The organism is Pseudomonas sp. FP2300 (assembly GCF_030687595.1).
Taxonomy (GTDB): domain Bacteria; phylum Pseudomonadota; class Gammaproteobacteria; order Pseudomonadales; family Pseudomonadaceae; genus Aquipseudomonas; species Aquipseudomonas bijieensis.
Genome location: NZ_CP117440.1, coordinates 4,866,530 through 4,887,850 on the forward strand (window position 1 = coordinate 4,866,530; position 21,321 = coordinate 4,887,850).

At 62.1% G+C, this 21,321-nt stretch carries 18 protein-coding genes; 11 read left to right on the forward strand and 7 right to left on the reverse strand.

The genetic code is table 11. The features are described from left to right. Window positions 1–35: 35 nt before the first annotated feature. From PSH86_RS21340 to PSH86_RS21355, 4 genes are read left to right on the forward strand one after another with little or no spacing between them, the layout of a single operon-like run. A complete protein-coding gene (locus PSH86_RS21340) occupies window positions 36–965 on the forward strand; it encodes a metal ABC transporter substrate-binding protein (protein ID WP_212801247.1) in 930 nt (309 codons plus the stop codon). Next, window positions 962–1,714: a metal ABC transporter ATP-binding protein gene (locus PSH86_RS21345; RefSeq protein WP_305484755.1), complete on the forward strand. Its 753-nt coding sequence runs from the start codon at window positions 962–964 to the stop codon at window positions 1,712–1,714. Before PSH86_RS21340 ends, PSH86_RS21345 begins: the two co-directional genes overlap by 4 nt. Then, window positions 1,714–2,613, forward strand: coding sequence for a metal ABC transporter permease (locus PSH86_RS21350; RefSeq protein WP_163857573.1), 900 nt, complete (start codon window positions 1,714–1,716; stop codon window positions 2,611–2,613). The genes PSH86_RS21345 and PSH86_RS21350 overlap by 1 nt, the downstream gene beginning before the upstream one ends. Then, window positions 2,614–3,507: a metal ABC transporter solute-binding protein, Zn/Mn family gene (locus PSH86_RS21355; RefSeq protein WP_212801248.1), complete on the forward strand. Its 894-nt coding sequence runs from the start codon at window positions 2,614–2,616 to the stop codon at window positions 3,505–3,507. It abuts the gene before it with no gap. A gap of 254 nt (window positions 3,508–3,761) precedes the next feature. On the opposite strand, the gene prpF is transcribed toward PSH86_RS21355, so the two are convergent. The 5 genes from prpF to PSH86_RS21380 form a co-directional block, all read right to left on the reverse strand. Beyond that, entirely contained in the window at window positions 3,762–4,955 is a 1,194-nt protein-coding gene (gene prpF / locus PSH86_RS21360; protein WP_305484759.1) for a 2-methylaconitate cis-trans isomerase PrpF, read from the reverse strand. 42 nt (window positions 4,956–4,997) lie between these two features. Then, entirely contained in the window at window positions 4,998–7,589 is a 2,592-nt protein-coding gene (acnD, locus tag PSH86_RS21365) for a Fe/S-dependent 2-methylisocitrate dehydratase AcnD (RefSeq protein WP_116833098.1), read from the reverse strand. A gap of 197 nt (window positions 7,590–7,786) precedes the next feature. Then, window positions 7,787–8,914: a 2-methylcitrate synthase gene (gene prpC / locus PSH86_RS21370; RefSeq protein WP_109756494.1), complete on the reverse strand. Its 1,128-nt coding sequence runs from the start codon at window positions 8,912–8,914 to the stop codon at window positions 7,787–7,789. A 42-nt stretch (window positions 8,915–8,956) separates the two neighbouring features. Then, entirely contained in the window at window positions 8,957–9,847 is an 891-nt protein-coding gene (gene prpB, locus PSH86_RS21375; protein WP_046065801.1) for a methylisocitrate lyase, read from the reverse strand. After that, the gene (locus PSH86_RS21380; protein ID WP_003204063.1) at window positions 9,844–10,557 is read right to left on the reverse strand and encodes a GntR family transcriptional regulator; all 714 of its coding nucleotides are present in this window, start codon (window positions 10,555–10,557) and stop codon (window positions 9,844–9,846) included. The genes prpB and PSH86_RS21380 overlap by 4 nt, the downstream gene beginning before the upstream one ends. A 282-nt stretch (window positions 10,558–10,839) precedes the next feature. Between PSH86_RS21380 and PSH86_RS21385 the strand changes: the two genes are divergently transcribed. The 4 genes from PSH86_RS21385 to pabB all read left to right on the forward strand — a co-directional run bounded on the left by PSH86_RS21385 (window position 10,840) and on the right by pabB (window position 15,627). Next, a complete protein-coding gene (locus tag PSH86_RS21385; RefSeq protein ID WP_003179569.1) occupies window positions 10,840–11,376 on the forward strand; it encodes an ATP-dependent zinc protease in 537 nt (178 codons plus the stop codon). A gap of 5 nt (window positions 11,377–11,381) precedes the next feature. Continuing rightward, window positions 11,382–12,914, forward strand: coding sequence for an inactive transglutaminase family protein (locus tag PSH86_RS21390; protein ID WP_109756492.1), 1,533 nt, complete (start codon window positions 11,382–11,384; stop codon window positions 12,912–12,914). Then, window positions 12,914–13,900, forward strand: a complete 987-nt coding sequence (locus PSH86_RS21395) for an alpha-L-glutamate ligase-like protein (protein ID WP_305484764.1) — start codon at window positions 12,914–12,916, stop codon at window positions 13,898–13,900. Before PSH86_RS21390 ends, PSH86_RS21395 begins: the two co-directional genes overlap by 1 nt. Before the next feature lie 383 nt (window positions 13,901–14,283). Next, a complete protein-coding gene (pabB, locus tag PSH86_RS21400; RefSeq protein ID WP_176689353.1) occupies window positions 14,284–15,627 on the forward strand; it encodes an aminodeoxychorismate synthase component I in 1,344 nt (447 codons plus the stop codon). A 258-nt stretch (window positions 15,628–15,885) separates the two neighbouring features. On the opposite strand, the gene thrH is transcribed toward pabB, so the two are convergent. Next, window positions 15,886–16,503 (reverse strand): bifunctional phosphoserine phosphatase/homoserine phosphotransferase ThrH, encoded by a 618-nt coding sequence (gene thrH / locus PSH86_RS21405; RefSeq protein WP_163857562.1) that lies wholly within the window; start codon window positions 16,501–16,503, stop codon window positions 15,886–15,888. A gap of 174 nt (window positions 16,504–16,677) precedes the next feature. On the opposite strand from thrH, the gene PSH86_RS21410 reads away from it, so the two are divergent. The 3 genes from PSH86_RS21410 (at window position 16,678) to PSH86_RS21420 (ending at window position 20,189) form a co-directional block, all read left to right on the forward strand. Next, window positions 16,678–17,421, forward strand: coding sequence for a phosphoadenylyl-sulfate reductase (locus PSH86_RS21410; RefSeq protein WP_013693959.1), 744 nt, complete (start codon window positions 16,678–16,680; stop codon window positions 17,419–17,421). Between the two features lie 448 nt (window positions 17,422–17,869). Further along, window positions 17,870–19,399 carry an NCS1 family nucleobase:cation symporter-1 gene (locus PSH86_RS21415; RefSeq protein WP_109756518.1) on the forward strand — a complete coding sequence of 510 codons (1,530 nt, stop codon included), beginning with the start codon at window positions 17,870–17,872 and terminating at the stop codon, window positions 19,397–19,399. A 61-nt stretch (window positions 19,400–19,460) separates the two neighbouring features. Next, a complete protein-coding gene (locus PSH86_RS21420) occupies window positions 19,461–20,189 on the forward strand; it encodes an aspartate/glutamate racemase family protein (RefSeq protein WP_109756488.1) in 729 nt (242 codons plus the stop codon). A gap of 146 nt (window positions 20,190–20,335) precedes the next feature. On the opposite strand, the gene PSH86_RS21425 is transcribed toward PSH86_RS21420, so the two are convergent. After that, window positions 20,336–21,259 (reverse strand): LysR family transcriptional regulator, encoded by a 924-nt coding sequence (locus PSH86_RS21425; protein ID WP_109756487.1) that lies wholly within the window; start codon window positions 21,257–21,259, stop codon window positions 20,336–20,338. Between the last annotated feature and the right edge of the window lie 62 nt (window positions 21,260–21,321).

Below are 21,321 nucleotides of genomic sequence, written 5' to 3' on the forward strand. Positions count from 1 at the left end.
CCCCACGCCCTCATTCGAGAGAAGACCGTTTGCCCATGCCTATTGCATCCCAACGCCGACCCTTGCTGCGCTTGCTGTTGATCGGCTTGCTGGCCTGCCTGTTCACCTCGCCGGTGAGCGCCGAAACGGCCAAGCGCCTGCGCATCGGCATCACCCTGCACCCTTATTACAGCTACGTGGCGAACATCGTCGGCGACAAGGCCGAGGTGGTGCCGCTGATCCCGGCCGGTTTCAACCCCCACGCCTATGAGCCCCGGGCCGAAGACATCAAGCGCATCGGCGGCCTCGACGTGATCGTGCTCAACGGCGTGGGCCACGACGATTTCGCCGACCGCATGATCGCCGCCAGCGAAACCCCGGACGTGAAGGTGATCGAGGCCAACGAAAACGTGCCCCTGCTCGCCGCCACCGGCACGGCGGCCCGAGGCGCGGGCAAGGTCGTGAACCCGCACACCTTCCTGTCCATCAGCGCCTCCATCGCCCAGGTCAATAACATCGCCCGGGAGTTGGGCAAGCTCGACCCGGACAACGCCAAGGCCTACACCCAGAATGCCCGCGCCTACGGCAAGCGGCTGCGCCAGATGCGCGCAGCCGCCCTGGCAAAGCTGACCCAGGCGCCCAACGCCGAGTTGCGGGTCGCCACGGTGCATGCCGCCTACGACTACCTGTTGCGCGAATTCGGCCTGGAAGTGACCGCCGTGGTCGAGCCGGCCCACGGCATCGAGCCGAGCCCCAGCCAATTAAAGAAAACCATCGACCAACTGCGCGAGCTGGACGTGAAAGTGATCTTCTCGGAGATGGATTTCCCGTCCACCTACGTCGACACCATCCAGCGTGAATCAGGCGTGAAACTGTACCCGCTCTCGCATATTTCCTACGGCGACTACAGTGCCGAGAAGTACGAAAAGGAAATGGCCGGCAACCTCGACACCGTGGTCCGGGCGATCCAGGAGTCCGGCGCATGACCGTCCCGGAAACCCTCACCCTGAATCACGTCGGCCCCTCCATTGAGTTCGCCGATGTCAGTCTGAACCTGGGCCGTACCACCATTCTCGACAGCGTGGCATTCCAGGTGAAGCCCGGCAGCATCCATGCCTTGGTGGGCCCTAATGGCGGCGGCAAGAGTTCGCTGATCAAGACCTTGCTGGGGCAGATGCCGCACCAGGGACGCTTGAGCCTGCAATGGCCGGGCGAACCTGGAGTGATCGGCTACGTGCCCCAGGCGCTGGAGTTCGACCGAGGTCTGCCCATGACCGTGGACGATTTCATGGCGGCGATGTGTCAGCGACGACCGGCCTTCCTCGGCCTGAGCAAGCATTACGCCGACGCCATCGGCCAGGCTTTGGAACGGGTGGGCATGCAGGATAAACGCAAGCGACGCATGGGCGCGCTGTCCGGCGGCGAGCGCCAGCGGGTGTTGCTGGCCCAGGGGTTGATTCCCTCGCCGCAGTTGCTGGTGCTGGATGAACCGATGTCGGCCCTGGACGAGGCTGGCATCCAAGTGTTCGAACGGTTGCTGCAGGACTGGCGTCAAGCCGGGATCACCGTGCTGTGGATCGAACACGACCTGGAAGCCGTCGGGCGCCTGGCCGACCGTGTCACTGGCTTGAATCGTCGGGTGCTGTTCGACGGCCCGCCACGCCAGACCCTGACCCCGGAGCGCTTGCTGACGCTGTTTTCCACCCATCCACGCACGAACGGGAGCGCCGCCTGATGAGTTACGAAGCCTTTCGTTTGATGGTCCAGGGCTGGGCTTCGGCCGGTTACCTGCCCGAAGCACTGGCCTACGGGTTCGTGGTCAATGCGTTGCTGGCCGGGCTGTTGATCGGCCCGGTGCTGGGCGGCCTCGGCACGCTGGTGGTGGTCAAGCGCTTCGCGTTTTTCTCCGAGGCGGTGGGCCATGCGGCGCTGACCGGCGTGGCGGTCGGCATCTTGCTCGGCGAACCCTACACCGGGCCTTATGGCAGCCTGTTCGGTTATTGCCTGCTGTTCGGCATCCTCCTCAATTACCTGCGCAACCGCACTGGCCTGGCGCCGGACACGCTGATCGGCGTCTTCCTCTCGGTGTCCCTGGCCCTGGGCGCGAGCCTGCTGCTGATCCTGGCGGGCAAGATCAACGTGCACATCCTGGAGAACGTACTGTTTGGTTCGGTACTGACGGTCAATGGCAATGACCTGCTGGTGCTGGCGGTGGTCGGCTCATTGGTGATGGCCCTTGCCTTGCCGCTCTATAACCGCATTATGCTCGCCAGCTTCAACCCGCAACTGGCGGCGGTACGCGGGGTGGCGGTCAAGACCCTGGACTACTTGTTCGTGGTGCTGGTGACGCTGATCACCGTGGCGGCGGTGAAAGTCATCGGCGCCATCCTGGTGGGCGCGTTGCTGGTGATTCCGGCAGCCGCGGCGCGCCTGCTCAGCCAATCGCTGAAAGGCTTTTTCTGGTGTTCAGTGCTGATCGCCACCGTCAGCACCTTGTGCGGGATTCTCGCGCCAATTGTGTTCGACCTGCCGATCCCGTCCGGTGCCGCGATCATCCTGGTGGCCGGCATCGCCTTCGCCCTGTCCGCCGTCGCCCGTGGCGTCGTCCCCAGCCTCAAAGGGAATCTTGGATAAATGGTTTTTTCATTGCGACAACTGACCCTGGCCGTAGCGCTGTGCAGCGTGGCCGTCACCTCGTCATTTGCCGGCGAAAAAGTGCGTCTGCTGGCATCGCTGCCGGTCACCTACGGATTGAGCGAAGCCTTGCTCAAGGGCACCGACGTCAGCCTGGAGCGAGCCGCCCCCGCCAATCTGCCCGGCACCCGCCAGAGCGCCTATTTCAGCGGTCGTGGTGCACCGGCCCTGAGCAAACTGGCCGGCGAGGCCGACGGGGTGATCGGCCTGCGCTCGCTATGGCCGGACGATCCGCTGTACCCCATGGCCCGCCGCAGCAATATTCGCATCGTCGAAGTCGACGCCGCCCGCCCGGTGGACGGCGCCCTGCCCGGGATTGCCGTGCAACCGGGCATGGCCGACGGCCTGGCGAGCCAGCCGTGGATGGCCAGCCATAACCTGGGACGCATGGCCGACGTGATCGCCGCCGACCTGGTGCGCCTGGCTCCAGCGGCCAAACCGAAAATTGATGCCAACCTGGCGGCCCTCAAGCAACGCCTGCTCAAACTCAGCGCCGACAGCGAAAAGCGGCTCGCCAGTGCCGACAACTTGAGCGTGGTCAGCCTGAGCGAACATTTCGGCTACCTGATCAGTGGACTCAATCTCGACGGGATCAGCACCGACGCCCGGCCCGACGCCGACTGGACAGCCGAAGCCCTCAAGCAATTGACCGCCATGTTGAAAGACAACGACGTGGCGCTGGTACTGCATCATCGCCAGCCTTCGGATGCCGTGAAGGCAGCCATTACCGAGAGTGGCAGCCGCTTGCTGGTGCTGAGCACCGACGCCGCTGACCCCGTGGCAGAGCTGGAAAATAATGTGGGATTGGTTGTCGCGGCACTGACAGGGGGCTGACTGCTGGAGTGCGATCCACTGTGGGAGCGGGCTTGCTCGCGAAAGCGGTGTGTCAGGCGACATCAATGCTGACTGTGCCGGCCTCATCGCGAGCAGGCTCGCTCCCACAAGGGATTTGCGGTGGACCCAGACTCAAACCCATCTCAGATCAATTTGTGGAGCCGAGCTTGCTCGCGATTGTGGTGGATCAGCTTGCATCAATGTTGAATGTTTGACCGCTTTCGCGAGCAAGCCCGCTCCCACAGGTTTTTATGTCAGTTCAGGACATCCCCTGGCACCCGCACAAACCCTTCCATCAACACCCGTGCGCTGCGGCTCATGATGGCTTTTTTTACCATCCATTCACCCTCGACCTGGCTGGCCTCGGCACCGACGCGCAAGGTGCCGGACGGGTGACCGAAACGTACGGCGTTGCGTTCGATACCGCCAGCCGCCAGGTTCACCAAGGTGCCGGAAATCGCTGCAGCCGTGCCGATGGCGACCGCCGCGGTGCCCATCATGGCGTGGTGCAGTTTGCCCATCGACAGGGCACGTACCAACAAGTCGACATCCCCAGCCGCCACGGCTTTTCCGCTGGATGAAATGTAATCCGCCGGCGGTGCGACAAACGCCACTTTCGGCGTGTGCTGACGCTGGGCGGCTTCGTCCAGGTGTTTGATCAAGCCCATGCGCAAGGCGCCGTGGGCACGGATGGTTTCGAACATCGCCAGCGCCTTCGGATCGCCGTTGATCGCGCCCTGCAACTCAGTGCCGGTGTAACCGACGTCCCGGGCATTGATGAAAATAGTCGGGATCCCGGCGTTGATCAGGGTCGCCTTGAAGGTGCCGATGCCAGGCACCTCAAGGTCGTCCACCAGGTTGCCGGTGGGGAACATCGAGCCACCCCCGCCCTCCTCCTCGGCCGCCGGGTCCAGGAATTCCAATTGCACTTCAGCCGCCGGAAAGGTCACGCCGTCGAGTTCGAAGTCACCGGTTTCCTGCACCGCGCCGTCGGTGATCGGCACATGGGCAATGATGGTCTTGCTGATGTTGGCTTGCCAGATCCGCACCACGGCCACGCCGTTTCTCGGGATGCGAGCGGTGTCCACCAAACCACTGCTGATAGCGAACGAACCGACCGCCGCCGAGAGGTTGCCGCAGTTGCCGCTCCAGTCCACGAACGGCTTGTCGATGGACACCTGACCGAACAGGTAATCGACATCGTGATCGGCCCGAGTGCTCTTGGACAGGATCACCGTCTTGCTGGTGCTGGACGTCGCGCCGCCCATGCCATCGATCTGCTTCTCGTACGGGTCGGGGCTGCCGATCACCCGCAGCAACAGGGCATCCCGGGCCGGGCCGGGGACGCGGGCCGCTTCGGGCAGGTCCTGCAAGCTGAAGAACACGCCTTTACTGGTGCCGCCACGCATGTAGGTAGCGGGTATTCTGATTTGCGCTGCGTGAGCCATGATGCTCCTCAAGCGGACACGCAAGGTGTCCGCAGCTGTGATTTAGACGGCAACCGCCGATTCAAGGAAGTCCTGGGCAAAGCGTTGCAGCACGCCACCGGCTTCGTAGATCGACACTTCTTCAGCAGTGTCGAGGCGGCAGGTCACCGGCACCTCGACACGCTCGCCGTTCTTGCGAGTGATGACCAGGGTCAGCGTCGCCCGCGGAGTGCGCTCGCCGATCACGTCATAGACTTCACTGCCGTCGATGCCCAAGGTCTTGCGGTTGGTGCCAGGCTTAAACTCCAGCGGCAACACGCCCATGCCCACCAGGTTGGTGCGATGGATACGCTCAAAGCCTTCGGCGGCAATCGCCTCGACACCCGCCAGGCGCACGCCCTTGGCCGCCCAGTCCCGGGATGAACCCTGGCCATAGTCGGCACCGGCAATGATGATCAGCGGTTGCTTGCGCTCCATGTAGGTCTCGATGGCTTCCCACATGCGCATGACCTTGCCTTCGGGCTCGACCCGGGCCAGGGAGCCCTGCTTGACCTTGCCGTTTTCCTGGACCATTTCGTTGAACAGTTTCGGGTTGGCGAAGGTCGCGCGTTGCGCGGTCAGGTGGTCGCCGCGGTGGGTCGCGTAGGAGTTGAAGTCCTCCTCCGGCAGGCCCATTTTCGCCAGGTATTCGCCGGCGGCGCTGTCCAGCATGATGGCGTTGGACGGCGACAGGTGATCAGTGGTGATGTTGTCCGGCAGCACCGCCAGCGGACGCATGCCCTTGAGCGGCCGCGCGCCGGCCAGCGCCCCTTCCCAGTAGGGAGGGCGACGGATGTAGGTGCTTTGTGGGCGCCAGTCGTACAGCGGCGTGACTTTCGGCCCGGTGTCCTCCTGGATGGCGAACATCGGGATGTACACCTGGCGGAACTGCTCCGGTTTCACCGAAGCCTTGACCACCGCGTCGATTTCTTCGTCGCTCGGCCAGATGTCCTTGAGGCGGATTTCCCGACCGTCCACCACGCCCAGTACATCTTTCTCGATGTCGAAGCGGATGGTCCCGGCGATCGCGTAGGCGACCACCAGTGGCGGCGAGGCAAGGAACGCCTGCTTGGCATACGGATGGATACGTCCGTCGAAGTTGCGGTTGCCCGACAACACGGCGGTGGCGTACAGGTCGCGGTCGATGATTTCCTGTTGGATCACCGGGTCCAGCGCACCGGACATGCCGTTGCAAGTGGTGCAAGCGAACGCCACCACGCCGAAGCCCAGCTTTTCGAGCTCGGACGTCAAGCCCGCTTCATCCAGGTACAGCGCCACGGTTTTCGAACCCGGCGCCAGGGACGACTTGACCCACGGCTTGCGGGCCAGCCCCAGGCGATTGGCGTTGCGCGCCAGCAGGCCGGCAGCGATCACGTTGCGCGGGTTACTGGTGTTGGTGCAACTGGTGATGGCCGCGATGATCACGGCGCCGTCGGGCATTTGCCCGGGCACATCGTCCCACTGGCCGGAGATACCTTTGGCGGCCAGATCCGACACCGCGACGCGGGCGTGAGGGTTGCTCGGGCCTGCCATGTTGCGCACCACCGAGGACAAATCGAAGGTCAAGCCACGCTCGTATTGCGCGCCCTTGAGCGTGTCGGCCCACAGGCCTGTCTGCTTGGCGTAGGTCTCGACCAGTTGCACCTGCTGGTCTTCGCGACCGGTGAGCTTCAGGTAATCGATGGTTTGCTGATCGATGTAGAACATCGCCGCCGTGGCGCCGTATTCCGGGGCCATGTTGGAGATAGTCGCGCGATCGCCCAAGGTAAGGGCACTGGCACCTTCGCCGAAAAATTCCAGCCAGGCACCGACGACTTTTTGCTTGCGCAGGAATTCGGTCAGCGCCAGCACCATGTCCGTGGCGGTGATGCCCGGCTGCAGTTTGCCAGTCAGCTCGACGCCGATGATTTCCGGCAGACGCATCCACGAAGCGCGACCGAGCATGACGCTTTCGGCTTCCAGGCCGCCGACGCCGATGGCGATCACGCCCAAAGCATCGACGTGGGGCGTGTGGCTGTCGGTGCCCACGCAGGTATCGGGAAATGCCACGCCGTCACGCTGTTGGATCACCGGGGACATTTTTTCCAGGTTGATCTGGTGCATGATCCCGTTGCCCGGCGGAATCACGTCGACGTTCTTGAAGGCTTTCTTGGTCCAGTTGATGAAGTGAAAGCGGTCTTCGTTGCGCCGGTCTTCGATGGCGCGGTTCTTGGCGAAGGCCTGGGGATCGAAACCAGCGCTTTCCACCGCCAGGGAGTGGTCGACGATCAGTTGGGTCGGCACCACCGGGTTGACCTGTGCCGGGTCGCCGCCCTGCAAAGCGATGGCGTCGCGCAGGCCCGCCAGGTCCACCAGCGCGGTCTGGCCGAGGATGTCATGGCACACCACCCGCGCCGGGAACCAGGGGAAGTCCAGGTCGCGCTTGCGCTCGATCAGTTGCAACAGCGATTCACGCAGCGTGGCCGGGTCGCAGCGACGCACCAGGTTTTCCGCCAGCACGCGAGAGGTGTATGGCAGGCTATCGTAGGCGCCGGGCCGAATGGCCTCCACGGCCCCGCGAACGTCGAAATAATCCAGCGAAGTGCCGGGTAGCGGTTTGCGAAATTCTGTGTTCATCGTCAGGACTCGGGTCACGGTGGTTTCAGAAGGGTTGGCGCAGCGACTGAAGTAACCTGTTCTCTTGTGGGAGCGAGCCTGCTCGCGATTGCGGTGTGTCGGTCAACATTTATGCTGCTGACCCGACGCCATCGCGAGCAGGCTCGCTCCCACAGGTTTTTGGGTTTGTCCGGTACCTGCGGCTAGAACCCTCCAGCTCAGCGTCGTTCGATTGGCACGAACTTGCGCTGTTCGACGCCGGTGTATTCGGCGCTCGGTCGGATGATGCGGTTGTTGGCGCGTTGTTCGAATACGTGAGCGGCCCAGCCGGTCAGGCGCGAGCAGACGAAGATCGGCGTGAACAGCTTGGTCGGGATGCCCATGAAGTGGTACGCCGAGGCATGGTAGAAATCGGCGTTGGGGAACAGCTTCTTCTGCTCCCACATGGTCTTGTCGATGGCCTCGGAGACCGGGAACAGCACCGTGTCGCCCACTTCGTCGGCGAGTTTCTTCGACCAACCCTTGATCACCTCGTTGCGCGGGTCGTTGTCCTTATAGATCGCGTGGCCGAAGCCCATGATCTTGTCCTTGCGCGCGAGCATGCCGAGGGTGCCTTCGATGGCTTCCTGCGGCGAGCTGAAACGCTCGATCATTTCCATTGCCGCTTCGTTGGCGCCGCCGTGCAGCGGACCGCGCAGCGAACCGATGGCGGCGGTGATGCAGGAAAACAGGTCCGACAGAGTGGAGGCGCAGACCCGGGCAGTGAAGGTCGAGGCGTTGAACTCGTGCTCGGCGTAGAGGATCAGCGAGACGTTCATCACCTTGACGTGCAACTCGCTCGGCTGCTTGCCATGCAGTAGGTGCAGGAAATGGCCGCCGATGGAAGTTTCGTCGGTCACGCATTCGATGCGCTGGCCTTGGTGGCTGAAGCGATACCAGTAGCACATGATCGCCGGGAACGCGGCCAGCAAGCGATCGGTCTTGTCGTGTTGCTCGGAAAAGTCCTTCTCAGGTTCCAGGTTGCCCAAAAACGAGCAGCCGGTGCGCATCACGTCCATCGGGTGGGCGTCGGCGGGAATGCGCTCCAACACTTCTTTCAGGGCTTGGGGCAAGTCCCGCAGTTGGCTCAATTTGCGCGTATAGGCATCCAGTTGGGCCTGGGTCGGCAGCTCACCGTACAACAGCAGGTAGGCGACTTCTTCAAACTGCGCGTCCGCCGCCAGGTCGCGAACGTCGTAGCCGCGATAGGTCAGGCCCGCGCCCGATTGGCCCACGGTGGACAATGCGGTTTGCCCGGCCACCTGGCCACGGAGCCCGGCGCCACTGAGTACTTTTGCTTCGGCCATTTGCTGTCTCCATTTTCTTGAATTTATAGGGGGAGTCGCGCCTTACTTCTTCGCCGCGAACAACGCATCGAGCTTCTGCTCGAAGGTGTGGTAGTCGATGCGATCATAAAGCTCCATGCGCGTTTGCATGGTGTCGATGACATTCTGTTGCGTGCCGTCGCGGCGGATCGCGGTGTAGACGTTCTCGGCTGCCTTGTTCATGGCGCGGAACGCCGACAGCGGGTACAGCACCAGGGACACATCGGCACCGGCCAGCTGTTCGGTGGTGTACAGCGGGGTCGCGCCGAATTCAGTGATGTTGGCCAGGATCGGAGCTTTCACGCGGCTGGCGAACAGCTTGTACATCTCAAGCTCGGTGATGGCTTCGGGGAAAATCATGTCGGCACCGGCCTCGATGCACGCGGCGGCGCGGTCCAGGGCCGACTCCAAGCCTTCCACGGCCAGGGCGTCGGTACGCGCCATGATTACAAAACTGTCATCGGTGCGGGCATCGACGGCGGCCTTGATGCGGTCGACCATCTCCTGCTGCGAGACGATTTCCTTGTTCGGACGATGGCCGCAACGCTTGGCGCCGACCTGGTCTTCGATATGGATGGCCGCCGCGCCGAACTTGATCATCGATTTGACCGTACGGGCCACGTTGAACGCCGAGGAACCGAAACCGGTGTCCACGTCCACCAGCAACGGCAGGTCGCAGACGTCGGTGATACGGCGCACATCGGTCAGCACGTCATCCAGGCCGGTGATGCCCAGGTCCGGCACGCCGAGGGAACCGGCCGCCACGCCGCCACCCGACAGGTAGATCGCCTTGAAACCGGCGCGTTTGGCCAGCAGCGCGTGGTTGGCGTTGATTGTGCCCACCACTTGCAGCGGATGCTCATTGGCGACCGCATCGCGGAAACGCTGGCCTGGCGTGCTCTTGCTGGAACTCATGACTCACCTCGTTCAGTGGCGGCGCTGTCCTGGAAATGACGCGCGATATTGCGTTTGGAGGCGCCGATGTGTCGGCGCATCAATAATTCAGCCAGTTCGCCGTCACGGTCGGCGATGGCATCGAGAATCCGATGGTGCTCGGCAAAGGCCTGGCGCGGACGGTTGGGCGTGGTGGAAAACTGGATGCGGTACATGCGCACCAGTTGGTACAGCTCACCGCACAGCATTTGCGTCAGGGTGCGGTTGCCGCTGCCCTGGATGATCCGGTAATGAAAGTCGAAATCGCCTTCCTGCTGGTAATAGCCGACACCGGCCTGGAACGCCGCATCGCGCTCGTGGGTCTCCAGGACCCGGCGCAGTTCGTCGATTTCTTCCAACGTCATGCGCTCAGCCGCCAAACGGCAGGCCATGCCTTCGAGGGACTCACGGATTTCATAGAGTTCCAGCAGCTCGGCGTGGCTCAAGGACACCACCCGGGCGCCGACGTGAGGCACGCGCACCAGCAGGCGCTGGCCCTCCAGGCGATGGATCGCCTCGCGCAGCGGACCGCGGCTGATGCCGTAGGTACGCGCCAGCTCGGGCTCGGAGATCTTGCTGCCGGGGGCGATCTCGCCTTTGACGATGGCGGCCTGGATACGCCGGAAGACGTTCTCGGACAGGGTCTCCGAGTCGTCCTGGGCCATCACCGGGGTTTCGAGCTGATCGAGCATATTGTCGACACCTTGAAAATCAATAAGGCAAAAACTATCCAATAGCAGCGTAAACGTCAAAACAAAAATCAACATTGTCGACAATCGTCTAATAAGCGCCCTGGCGATAACCCTTCTGCATGAAGACTCGTAGCGTCCGGCCAGCGGTGGCGTCAGAAAACCACCGTGCTAGAATGCCGCCGCTATTCGCCGCTCTCTTTTATATAGGGAAGGCTATTGAAGGAGCTTGTGCAGTAATGCCAGGGCCTGAACCGATAAACGGAACGCTGCGCACCAGGATCTATGACACTCAAGCCCTTATCTGCCGCTCTTTATTTCATGTGCCTGCCGGGGCTTGCCGCGGCGGGTGAAAAAACCGTGTACGGCCTCAACGAATACGCCGCCCTGCAAGGCATCGACCTGGAGGTCGCCGCCAAGCTCGACACCGGCGCCAAGACCGCCTCCCTCAGCGCCCGTGATATCAAGCGCTTCAAGCGCAATGGCGAATCCTGGGTGCGCTTTTACCTGGCCATCGACGCGGCCCACTCGCACCCCATCGAACGTCCGTTGGCCCGCGTCAGCAAGATCAAGCGTCGCGCCGGCGACTACGACCCGGAAGAAGGCAAGAAGTACACGGCCCGTCCAGTCATCGAACTGGACATCTGCATGGGCTCGGCCCTGCGCAGCATCGAAGTGAACCTGACCGACCGTAGCGCCTTCCAATACCCGTTGCTGATCGGTTCCGAGGCGCTCAAGCGCTTCGATGCGCTGGTCGACCCCAGTCTTAAATACGCTGCCGGCAAACCCGCCTGCGCCAATGCCGCTCAAACCGCAGAGTAATTCCAATGCGCTCCCTTACCCTCCATCTGAAAATGCTGATCGCCATCCTGGTGGTGCTGGGCCTGTCGGTGACGGCCTATCAGATTTTCGTGCTCGGCATCCCGGTCACCGAAGACGCCACCGACGACTTGTGGAACATCGACGCCAAGGTCGAGTTCGTGCCCAACGCCAAGGATCCGGTCAAGATCCAGATGTTCGTGCCGCCCCTGAGCCGCGACTACGTCAGCCTCAACGAGAGTTTCATCTCCAATAATTACGGTGTGGCGGTGAACCGGGTCGACGGTAACCGCAAGGTGACGTGGTCGGCCCGTCGGGCCAAGGGCAACCAGACCCTTTATTACCGTTTGGTGCTGACCAAGCGCTACAGCGCCGAGAAAACCAAGGTCAAGGGCCCGACCTTCCGCGACAGCATCGCCGTCGAAGGCCCGGAAAAACTGGCCGCCGAAGCCCTGCTCGCACCGATCCGCCAACATTCGGCCGACGTCGAGACGTTCATCAGCGAAGCGATCAAGCGGGTCAACAACCTCAACGACGACAACGTCAAGCTGCTGCTGGCCGGCGATCCTTCTTCGGCCAACAAGGCGCGTATCGTCGAATTGGTGCTGTCCATCGCCCACGTGCCGGTGGAAAAGGTCCATACCATTCGCCTGGTGGCCGACCAGCCGCAGGCACCGGAACTGTGGCTGCGCAGTTTCAACGGCACCGACTGGCTGTATTTCAACCCGGACTCCGGCGAACAGGGCCTGCCCACCGACCGCCTGTTGTGGTGGACCGGCGATGAAAACCTGATCACCGTCGATGGCGGCAAGAAAGCCACCGTGACCTTCAGCATGAACAACAGCGAAATGAACGCCATTCGCCTGGCCAAGCTGACGGACGAGAACACCGACGCCAACTTTCTCGAATACTCGCTGTACGGTCTGCCGCTGCAAACCCAGCAGACGTTCATGATCATGGTGATGATCCCGATCGGCGTGCTGGTGATTCTGATATTGCGCAACCTGATCGGCCTGCAAACCCTGGGCACCTTTACTCCGGTACTGATCGCCCTGGCCTTCCGCGAAACTCAACTGGGCTTCGGGATCATCCTGTTCACGGTGATCACCACGCTGGGCCTGTCGCTGCGTTCGTACCTGGAGCACCTCAAGCTGCAAATGCTGCCAAGGCTCTCGGTGGTGCTGACGTTCGTGGTGGTGCTGATCGCCGCCATCAGCCTGTTCAGTCATAAGCTGGGCCTGGAGCGCGGCCTGTCGGTGGCGCTGTTCCCTATGGTGATCCTGACCATGACCATCGAGCGCCTGTCCATCACCTGGGAAGAACGCGGCGCCGGCCACGCGATGAAAGTCGCCATCGGCACCTTGTTCGCCGCGTCCCTGGCGCACCTGATCATGAGCGTGCCGGAGCTGGTGTACTTCGTGTTCACCTTCCCGGCGGTCCTGTTGATCCTGGTGGGCTTCATGCTGGCCATGGGGCGTTATCGCGGCTACCGCCTGACCGAGCTGGTCCGGTTCAAGGCCTTCCTCAAGGCAGACTCCTGATGTTCGGTTTCTGGAAGACCTGGAAGGCCCTGGAAGCCCGGGGCATCATGGGCATCAACCGGCGTAATGCCGACTACGTGCTCAAGTACAACAAGCGCAGCCTGTACCCCATCGTCGATGACAAGATCATCACCAAGGAACGGGCCATCGCCGCCGGCATTCATGTGCCGGAGCTGTACGGGGTGATCTCCACCGAAAAGGAAATCGACAAGCTCGACGAGATCATCGGCGGGCGCACCGACTTCGTCATCAAGCCGGCCCAGGGCGCTGGTGGCGACGGCATCATCGTCATCGCCGACCGCTTCGAAGGCCGCTATCGCACAGTGTCCGGCAAGATCATCAGCCATGAGGAAATCGAGCACCATGTCTCCAGCATCCTCACCGGCCTGTATTCCTTGGGCGGGCACCGTGACCGGGCGCTGATCGAGTACCGCGTGACGCCGGACCAGATCTTCAAGAGCATCAGCTACGAAGGCGTGCCGGACATCCGCATCATCGTGCTGATGGGCTATCCGGTGATGGCCATGCTGCGCTTGCCGACCCGTCAATCCGGCGGCAAGGCCAACCTGCACCAGGGCGCCATCGGCGTGGGCGTCGACCTCGCCACCGGCCTGACCCTGCGCGGCACCTGGCTGAACAACATCATCACCAAGCACCCCGACACCACCAACGCGGTGGACGGCGTGCAACTGCCCTACTGGGACGGTTTCATGAAACTGGCCGCCGGTTGCTATGAACTGTGCGGGCTGGGCTACATCGGCGTGGACATGGTGCTGGACCAGGAGAAAGGGCCGCTGATCCTGGAACTGAATGCCCGGCCGGGCCTGAACATCCAGATCGCCAATGACTGCGGCCTGACCCTGCGCACCCACGCGGTGGAGGCCCGCCTGGAAGAACTCCAAGCCCGGGACGTTACCGAAACCGCGCAAGAACGCGTGGCGTTTGCCCAGGAGCTGTTTGGACATATTCCGCCGGTTGAGGGTTGAGGCTTTAACCTGGAGGCTAAGGCTAAGGCTAAGGTTGGAGACTGGAGACTGGAGACTGGAGACTGGAGTAAGAGGCTGGAGCATGAAACCCTGTGGCGAGGGAGCTTGCTCCCGCTGGGTTGCGCAGCAACCCCAAAGCCCGGCACCGCGGTGCATCGGAGTGATTGCGTTCAACTGCCCTGGGGGTTGCTTCGCAACCCAGCGGGAGCAAGCTCCCTCGCCACAAAGTGTTCATCCCCAGATAGCTTCTGGTAGCCACAAAGCTCTTATACCCAAATAGCTTCAATAACCACAGACGTGCTCATCTCCGACATCCCTCTAGGAGCAAATCCCACAGGGGATTACAATCGCCCCCCCGCCTGAACGGCTGACCCGCCCCGCCCATGCCAACCTGCTCCGTACACCCGCTGCCCTACCGCGCCAACCCCGCCGAGTATTTCGCGGCGATCCGTCACGCTCCTGGCAGCGTCATGCTCGACAGCGGACGGCCGAGTGCCGAGCGCGGACGTTACGACCTGCTCAGTGCCTGGCCGCTGAAGCAACTGGCAGTGTTGCCCGACGAGAGCGGTAGCGATTTCCTGCAACGCCTGCGCATTCAGCTGACGCAACTGGGCGACGCGGTACTACCGGCCACGGTGCAATTGCCCTTCGCCGGCGGCCTGATCGGCTACTTGAGCTACGACTTCGGCCGACATCTCGAAGCCCTGCCGTCCCACGCCAAGGACGACCTGCAACTGCCCGATGCGCGTTTTGGCGTGTACGACTGGGCCTTGATCAGCGATCACCAGGTGGGCACCAGCCAACTGGTGTTCCACCCCCACTGCGCCGAAGACGAACGCCAACGCCTGATAGCGCTGTTCAGCCAGCCGACCACCGCGCCCGTTCTCCCGTTCAGCCTTGAAGGCCCCATGACGCCCGACCTCAGCGCCGAGGCCTATCGACAGGCGTTCGAACGGATCCAGGCGTATATCCAGGCCGGCGACTGCTACCAGGTCAACTTTGCCCAGCGCTTTCGCGCGCCCTGCCAGGGTGATGCCTGGGCCGCCTACCAGGCGCTGCGCGCAGCTTGCCCGACGCCGTTTTCCGGCTTCCAGAGCCTACCCGATGGCGGCGCGGTGCTGAGCCTGTCCCCCGAACGCTTCGTCAAGGTCAGCGAAGGCCAGGTGGAAACCCGGCCGATCAAAGGCACCCGGCCCCGCGGCACAACGCCCGCGGAAGACGCGGCCCACGCCGCCGAGCTGCTGGCCAGCCCCAAGGACCGGGCGGAAAACCTGATGATCGTCGACCTGCTGCGCAACGACCTGGGCCGCACCTGCCGCATCGGCTCGGTGCGGGTGCCAGAGTTATTCAGCCTGGAAAGCTACCCGAACGTGCATCACCTGGTCAGCAGCGTGACCGGCGAACTGGCTGTGGATAAGGACGCCCTGGACCTGATCGCCGGCAGCTTTCCCGGTGGCTCGATCACCGGCGCGCCGAAAATCCGTGCCATGCAGATCATCGACGAGCTCGAACCGACCCGCCGCGGGTTGTATTGCGGCTCGTTGCTGTACCTGGACGTACGCGGGGAAATGGACAGCTCCATCGCTATCCGCAGTTTGCTGGTCAAGGATGGACAGGTGTGTTGCTGGGGCGGTGGCGGGATTGTCGCAGACTCGGATTGGCAGGCCGAATATCAGGAGTCGATTACCAAGGTTCGGGTGTTGCTTGAGACCTTGCAGAACCTCTAAAAGCATCGCGGGCAAGCCTTGCTCCCACAGGGGGTATAGCGCCAGTCTGTGGGAGCAAGGCTTGCCCGCGATGACAGTGTGTCAGTCGACATCAATGCCGGCTGGACCACCGCCTTCGCGAGCAAGCCCGCTCCCACAGGGGGTATAGCGCCAGTCTGTGGGAGCAAGGCTTGCCCGCGATGACAGTGTGTCAGTCGACATCAATGCCGGCTGGACCACCGCCTTCGCGAGCAAGCCCGCTCCCACAGGGGATTGGGTTTACAGACTGAGGCTGCGGTTCGAAGCCTTGAGGAATTCCTGCTTCAACTCGGCAAACGTGTGCACCGCCGGGAACTGCGGGAACTCACGGATCACATTCTCTGGCGCATGGAACAGAATCCCGGCGTCGGCTTCACCCAGCATCGTGGTGTCGTTGTAGGAATCCCCCGCCGCAATCACCCGGTAGTACAGGCTCTTGAAAGCCAGGACCGACTGGCGCTTGGGATCTTTCTGACGCAGTTGATAACCGGTCACCCGCCCACTGTCATCGGTAATCAGCCGATGGCAGAGCAATGTCGGGAAGCCCAACTGGCGCATCAACGGCTGGGAAAATTCGTAGAACGTGTCGGAAAGAATTACCACCTGAAAGCGTTCGCGCAGCCAGTCGACGAATTCGATGGCGCCGTCCAGCGGCTTGAGGGTGGCGATGACTTCCTGGATGTCGGAGAGCTTGAGGCCGTGCTCATCGAGGATACGCAAGCGTTGCTTCATCAGCACGTCATAGTCGGGAATGTCCCGAGTGGTCGCCCTGAGGGACTCAATACCGGTTTTTTCGGCGAAGGCGATCCAGATCTCCGGGACCAGCACACCTTCCAGGTCGAGACAGGCAATTTCCACAAGACACTCCCACTTTTTTTGATGTTTATCGGTTGAGCGAACAAAAGGCCTGCCGACTCTAGCCATTCGCCGAAGTCCGCGCAACGCAGAGGAACGCGCCAGCCCCGACAGCTTTTGTTACCATCAGCCCCATATAGAGCGCCCAGCGCCACCGACCTGTAGGAAACCGCCCTGATGAGCCCATCGTTTGATGTCGTGGAACTCGCCACGACCTATGCCAACAAGTCCCCGCAGGACATCCTCAAGCTGGCCTTCGCCGAATTCGGCGACGAGCTGTGGATATCTTTCAGCGGCGCCGAAGACGTGGTGCTGGTGGACATGGCCTGGAAACTGAACAAGAACGTCAAGGTGTTCAGCCTCGACACCGGCCGCCTGCACCCGGAAACCTATCGTTTCATCGATCAGGTACGCGAGCACTACAAGATCGACATCGAACTGGTCTCGCCGGACTACACGAAACTTGAACCCTTCGTGAAGGAAAAAGGCCTGTTCAGCTTCTACAAGGATGGTCATGGCGAGTGCTGCGGCATCCGCAAGATCGAACCGTTGCGACGCAAACTGACCGATGTCCGTGCCTGGGCCACCGGCCAGCGCCGCGACCAGAGCCCCGGCACCCGCAGCCAGGTGGCGGTGTTGGAAATCGACACGGCGTTCTCCACCCCCGAGCGCACCCTGTACAAGTTCAACCCGCTGTCGCAGATGACCAGCGAAGAAGTCTGGGGCTACATCCGCATGCTGGAGCTGCCTTACAACAGCCTGCATGAACGCGGCTTCATCAGCATCGGCTGCGAGCCCTGCACCCGCCCGGTGCTGCCAAACCAGCACGAGCGCGAAGGCCGCTGGTGGTGGGAAGAAGCCACGCAGAAAGAATGCGGGCTGCATGCCGGGAACATCATCGCCAAATCCAAGACCGTCTGAGCCTCTCACCCTGTACACAAAAATGTCACTACAAGTGGCATTTTTGTGTGCACTTATATCGTTTATGCCCCGAAAGGTTACACACACCTTCCCGCCTCGCCTGCCCATCCAACCCTACTGGCGTTCGCCAAAAAATAAATACCTGTTTAAACGGTCAGTTTTAAATCACGGTATTTCAGTTAGTTATTCAGACTCAATAACAAAACGAAATTAGCGCTACGGACGATAGATCCGTAAGTGGCATAAATTTGGCTTTAGTCGACAGGTGTTTTGTATACAACATTTATAAAACATACACACACTTTAGATCCGCAAGCCTGAAGCGCCCTATCCCGTACAGGCTGCAGATGCCCCGTAACCAATGATGCTCACCCGCCGCGACGAAGATTTGTCGAGCCTCAAGCTCATGCACAGTCATCGCGGCGCCGAGAATCAGGAGCCTGCCGGAATGCGTACAAGTCTCTCCAATAACATCGCGCTGGATCTGCCCTCCTCCACCACTGCCCTCGATGACCACACCGCAGCGCCCCTGGCCCTGAGCCCGCGGCTGCACAACAAAGACCTGGCGCCGACCAAGGCCGAAGGTCGACGCTGGGGTCGCTACAGCATCTTTGCCCTGTGGACCAACGACGTGCACAACATCGCCAACTATTCCTTCGCCATTGGCCTCTATGCCCTGGGCCTGGGCGGCTGGCAGATCTTGTTGTCCCTGGGGATCGGCGCGGCGCTGGTGTACGGCTTCATGAACCTGTCCGGCTACATGGGGCAGAAAACCGGGGTGCCGTTTCCGGTGATCAGCCGGATCAGTTTCGGCATCCACGGGGCGCAGATCCCGGCGTTGATCAGGGCTGTGATTGCGATTGCCTGGTTCGGCATCCAGACCTACCTGGCGTCGGTGGTTTTTCGCGTCTTGCTGGTGGCGATCCATCCCGGCTTCGCCGACTATGACCACGACTCGATCCTCGGCCTGTCGAGCCTGGGCTGGGTGTGTTTCGTGGCGATCTGGTTCGTGCAACTGGTGATCCTGGCCTACGGCATGGAAACAGTGCGCCGCTACGAAGGCTTTGCCGGCCCAGTGATACTGGTGACCGTCGCGGCCCTGGCCGGCTGGATGTACACCCAGGCCGGCGCCACCATTGCCTGGTCGATCCGCGAACCGCTGACCGGTGGTGAAATGTGGCGCAACATCTTTGCCGGCGGCGCGCTGTGGCTGTCGATCTACGGCACCTTGATTCTCAATTTCTGCGACTTCGCCCGCTCCTCGCCGTGCCGTCGGACCATCGTCGTCGGAAATTTCTGGGGCCTGCCGGTAAATATCCTGGTGTTCGCCGGGATCACCATCCTGCTCTGCGGTGCGCAATTCCAGATCAATGGGCAGATCATCGAAAGCCCGACCCAGGTGATCGCTTCGATCCCCAATACCTTCTTCCTCGTGTTGGGCTGCCTGGCCTTCCTGATCGTCACCGTGGCAGTGAACATCATGGCCAACTTCGTCGCCCCGGCCTTCGTGCTCAGCAACCTGGCGCCCAAGTACCTGAACTTCCGCCGCGCCGGGCTGATCAGCGCCGCCATTGCCGTGCTGATCCTGCCGTGGAACCTCTACAACAGCCCACTGGTGATCGTGTATTTCCTGTCCGGCCTCGGCGCCCTGCTCGGGCCGCTGTACGGGGTGATCATGGTCGACTACTGGCTGCTGCGAAAAGGCCGCATCAACGTGCCGCAACTGTATAGCGAAGACCCCAACGGTGCGTACTTCTACAGCAATGGGGTCAACCTGCGTGCGGTGGCGGCGTTCATTCCGGCCGCGCTGATCGCGATTGTCCTGGCCCTGGTGCCAGGTTTTGACGCCGTTTCACCGTTTTCCTGGCTGATTGGCGCTTCGATTGCAGGGTTGCTGTACCTGATCATCGCCAAACGCCAACCGTATTACGAAGATGTCAGCGGCGAAGCCATCGCGGTGGATAACGTCAGTCATTAATTGGCCCCAGCGGCTCGCCAGGTTCGGGTCGCTTATTTTTCTACATCAAGGAGGACAGCTCATGCGAATTCTCGTGGTCAACGTCAACACCACCGAATCCATCACCCAAGCCATCGCCCGGCAGGCTCAGGCCGTCGCCGCGCCGGGCACCGAGATCGTCGGGCTCACGCCGTACTTCGGTGCCGATTCCATCGAGGGCAATTTTGAAAGTTACCTGGCGGCCATCGCGGTGATGGACCGGGTGATGTCCTACGACCAGCCGTTCGACGCGGTGATCCAGGCCGGCTACGGCGAGCATGGCCGTGAAGGCCTGCAGGAACTGCTCAACGTGCCGGTGGTGGACATCACCGATGCCGGTGCCAGCACCGCGATGTTCCTCGGTCATGCCTATTCGGTGGTCACGACCCTGGACCGCACCGTGCCGCTGATCGAGGATCGGCTCAAGCTTTCCGGCCTGTTCGACCGCTGCGCCTCGGTACGGGCCAGCGGCCTGGCGGTGCTGGAACTGGAGCAAGACCCGCAGCGGGCGGTCGAAGCCATCGTGCAGCAGGCCGAACTGGCGGTCAGCCAGGACAAGGCCGAGGTGATCTGCCTGGGCTGCGGCGGCATGGCCGGGCTCGATGAGCAGATCCGCCGGCGCACCGGGGTGCCGGTGGTCGATGGGGTGACCGCGGCGGTGACCATTGCCGAATCGCTGGTGCGGCTGGGGTTGTCGACGTCGAAAGTGCGCACCTATGCGACACCTCGGCCCAAGACCATCATTGGCTGGCCGGGGCGATTTGGGCGGTGAGTTCATAGCCTTGGGCCGAGGCGCCCCGAATCGCGAGCAAGCTCGCTCCCACAGGTGATGGGTGGTGATCAGAAGTCTGTGAACACATCCAACTCTGTGGGAGCGAGCCTGCTCGCGATTGGGGCCAACTCGGTCCCAAGCCCAGCTCAGACCGCACTGAACCGCTGCGCCAGCCCCTGCGCGGCAAACTGCTCGATGATGAAATCCACGAACGCCCGGGTCTTGCCCGGCAAGAGTTTGTGCTCGGCGTAGTAGATGGAGATGTTGCCATCATCGACATACCAGTCCGGCAGCACTCGCTGCAACGCGCCGGACTCCAGGAAGGGAACGGCGATCGGCATGCTCACCAGGCCGATGCCCAAGCCTTGGGCGGCCGCCGCGCAGTCGGCTTCCGAATCGCTCATGGTCATGCGCGTCTTGAGCGTCAGTGGCCTGTGTTCTCGACTGCGGCTGGTCAGTTGCCAGGAACGGACGCGCCCGGTCTGGGGCGAACGAATCAGGATGCCTTGGTGTTGTGACAGATCTTCCGGTTCTGTCACGGCGGCATGGCTTTGCAGATAGTCCGTGGATGCAACCAGCACCCGATGGGCCACCGTCAACTTGCGCGCCACCACGCCCTGGGGCAGTTCGAAACCGCCGCCGATGGCGGCATCGAAGCCCTGGCCGATCAGGTCCACCTGGCGGTTATCGAAATGCCAGTCCGGGTTGATCGCCGGGTAGCGCCGCAGAAACTCTCCCAGCAAGGGCACGACATACAATCGACCGAACGCCGTGCCCATGCTCACCTTCAGCGTCCCCGCCGGTTGCCCTCCGGCGCTGGCCAGGTTGGCGACGGCGTTCTGGATGGTGTTGAAGCTGCTGCCGACTTCCCTCAGGAACAACTGACCGGCTTCGGTCAGCCTCAGGCTGCGGGTGCTGCGCTGGAACAGGCGTACGCCCATGCGCGCCTCCAGCTTGGCAACGCTTTTACCCACCGCTGCGGGGGTCACGCTCAAGCGTCGCGCCGCTTCGGCAAAGCTGCCGACTTCCGCGCTACGCACAAAGCATTCGATACTGTTAAAGGTCTCCATGCGCCACACTCTAAACTTTTGGTTTAGACAGACTATAGCAATGTAGGTCTACACAGCCCACG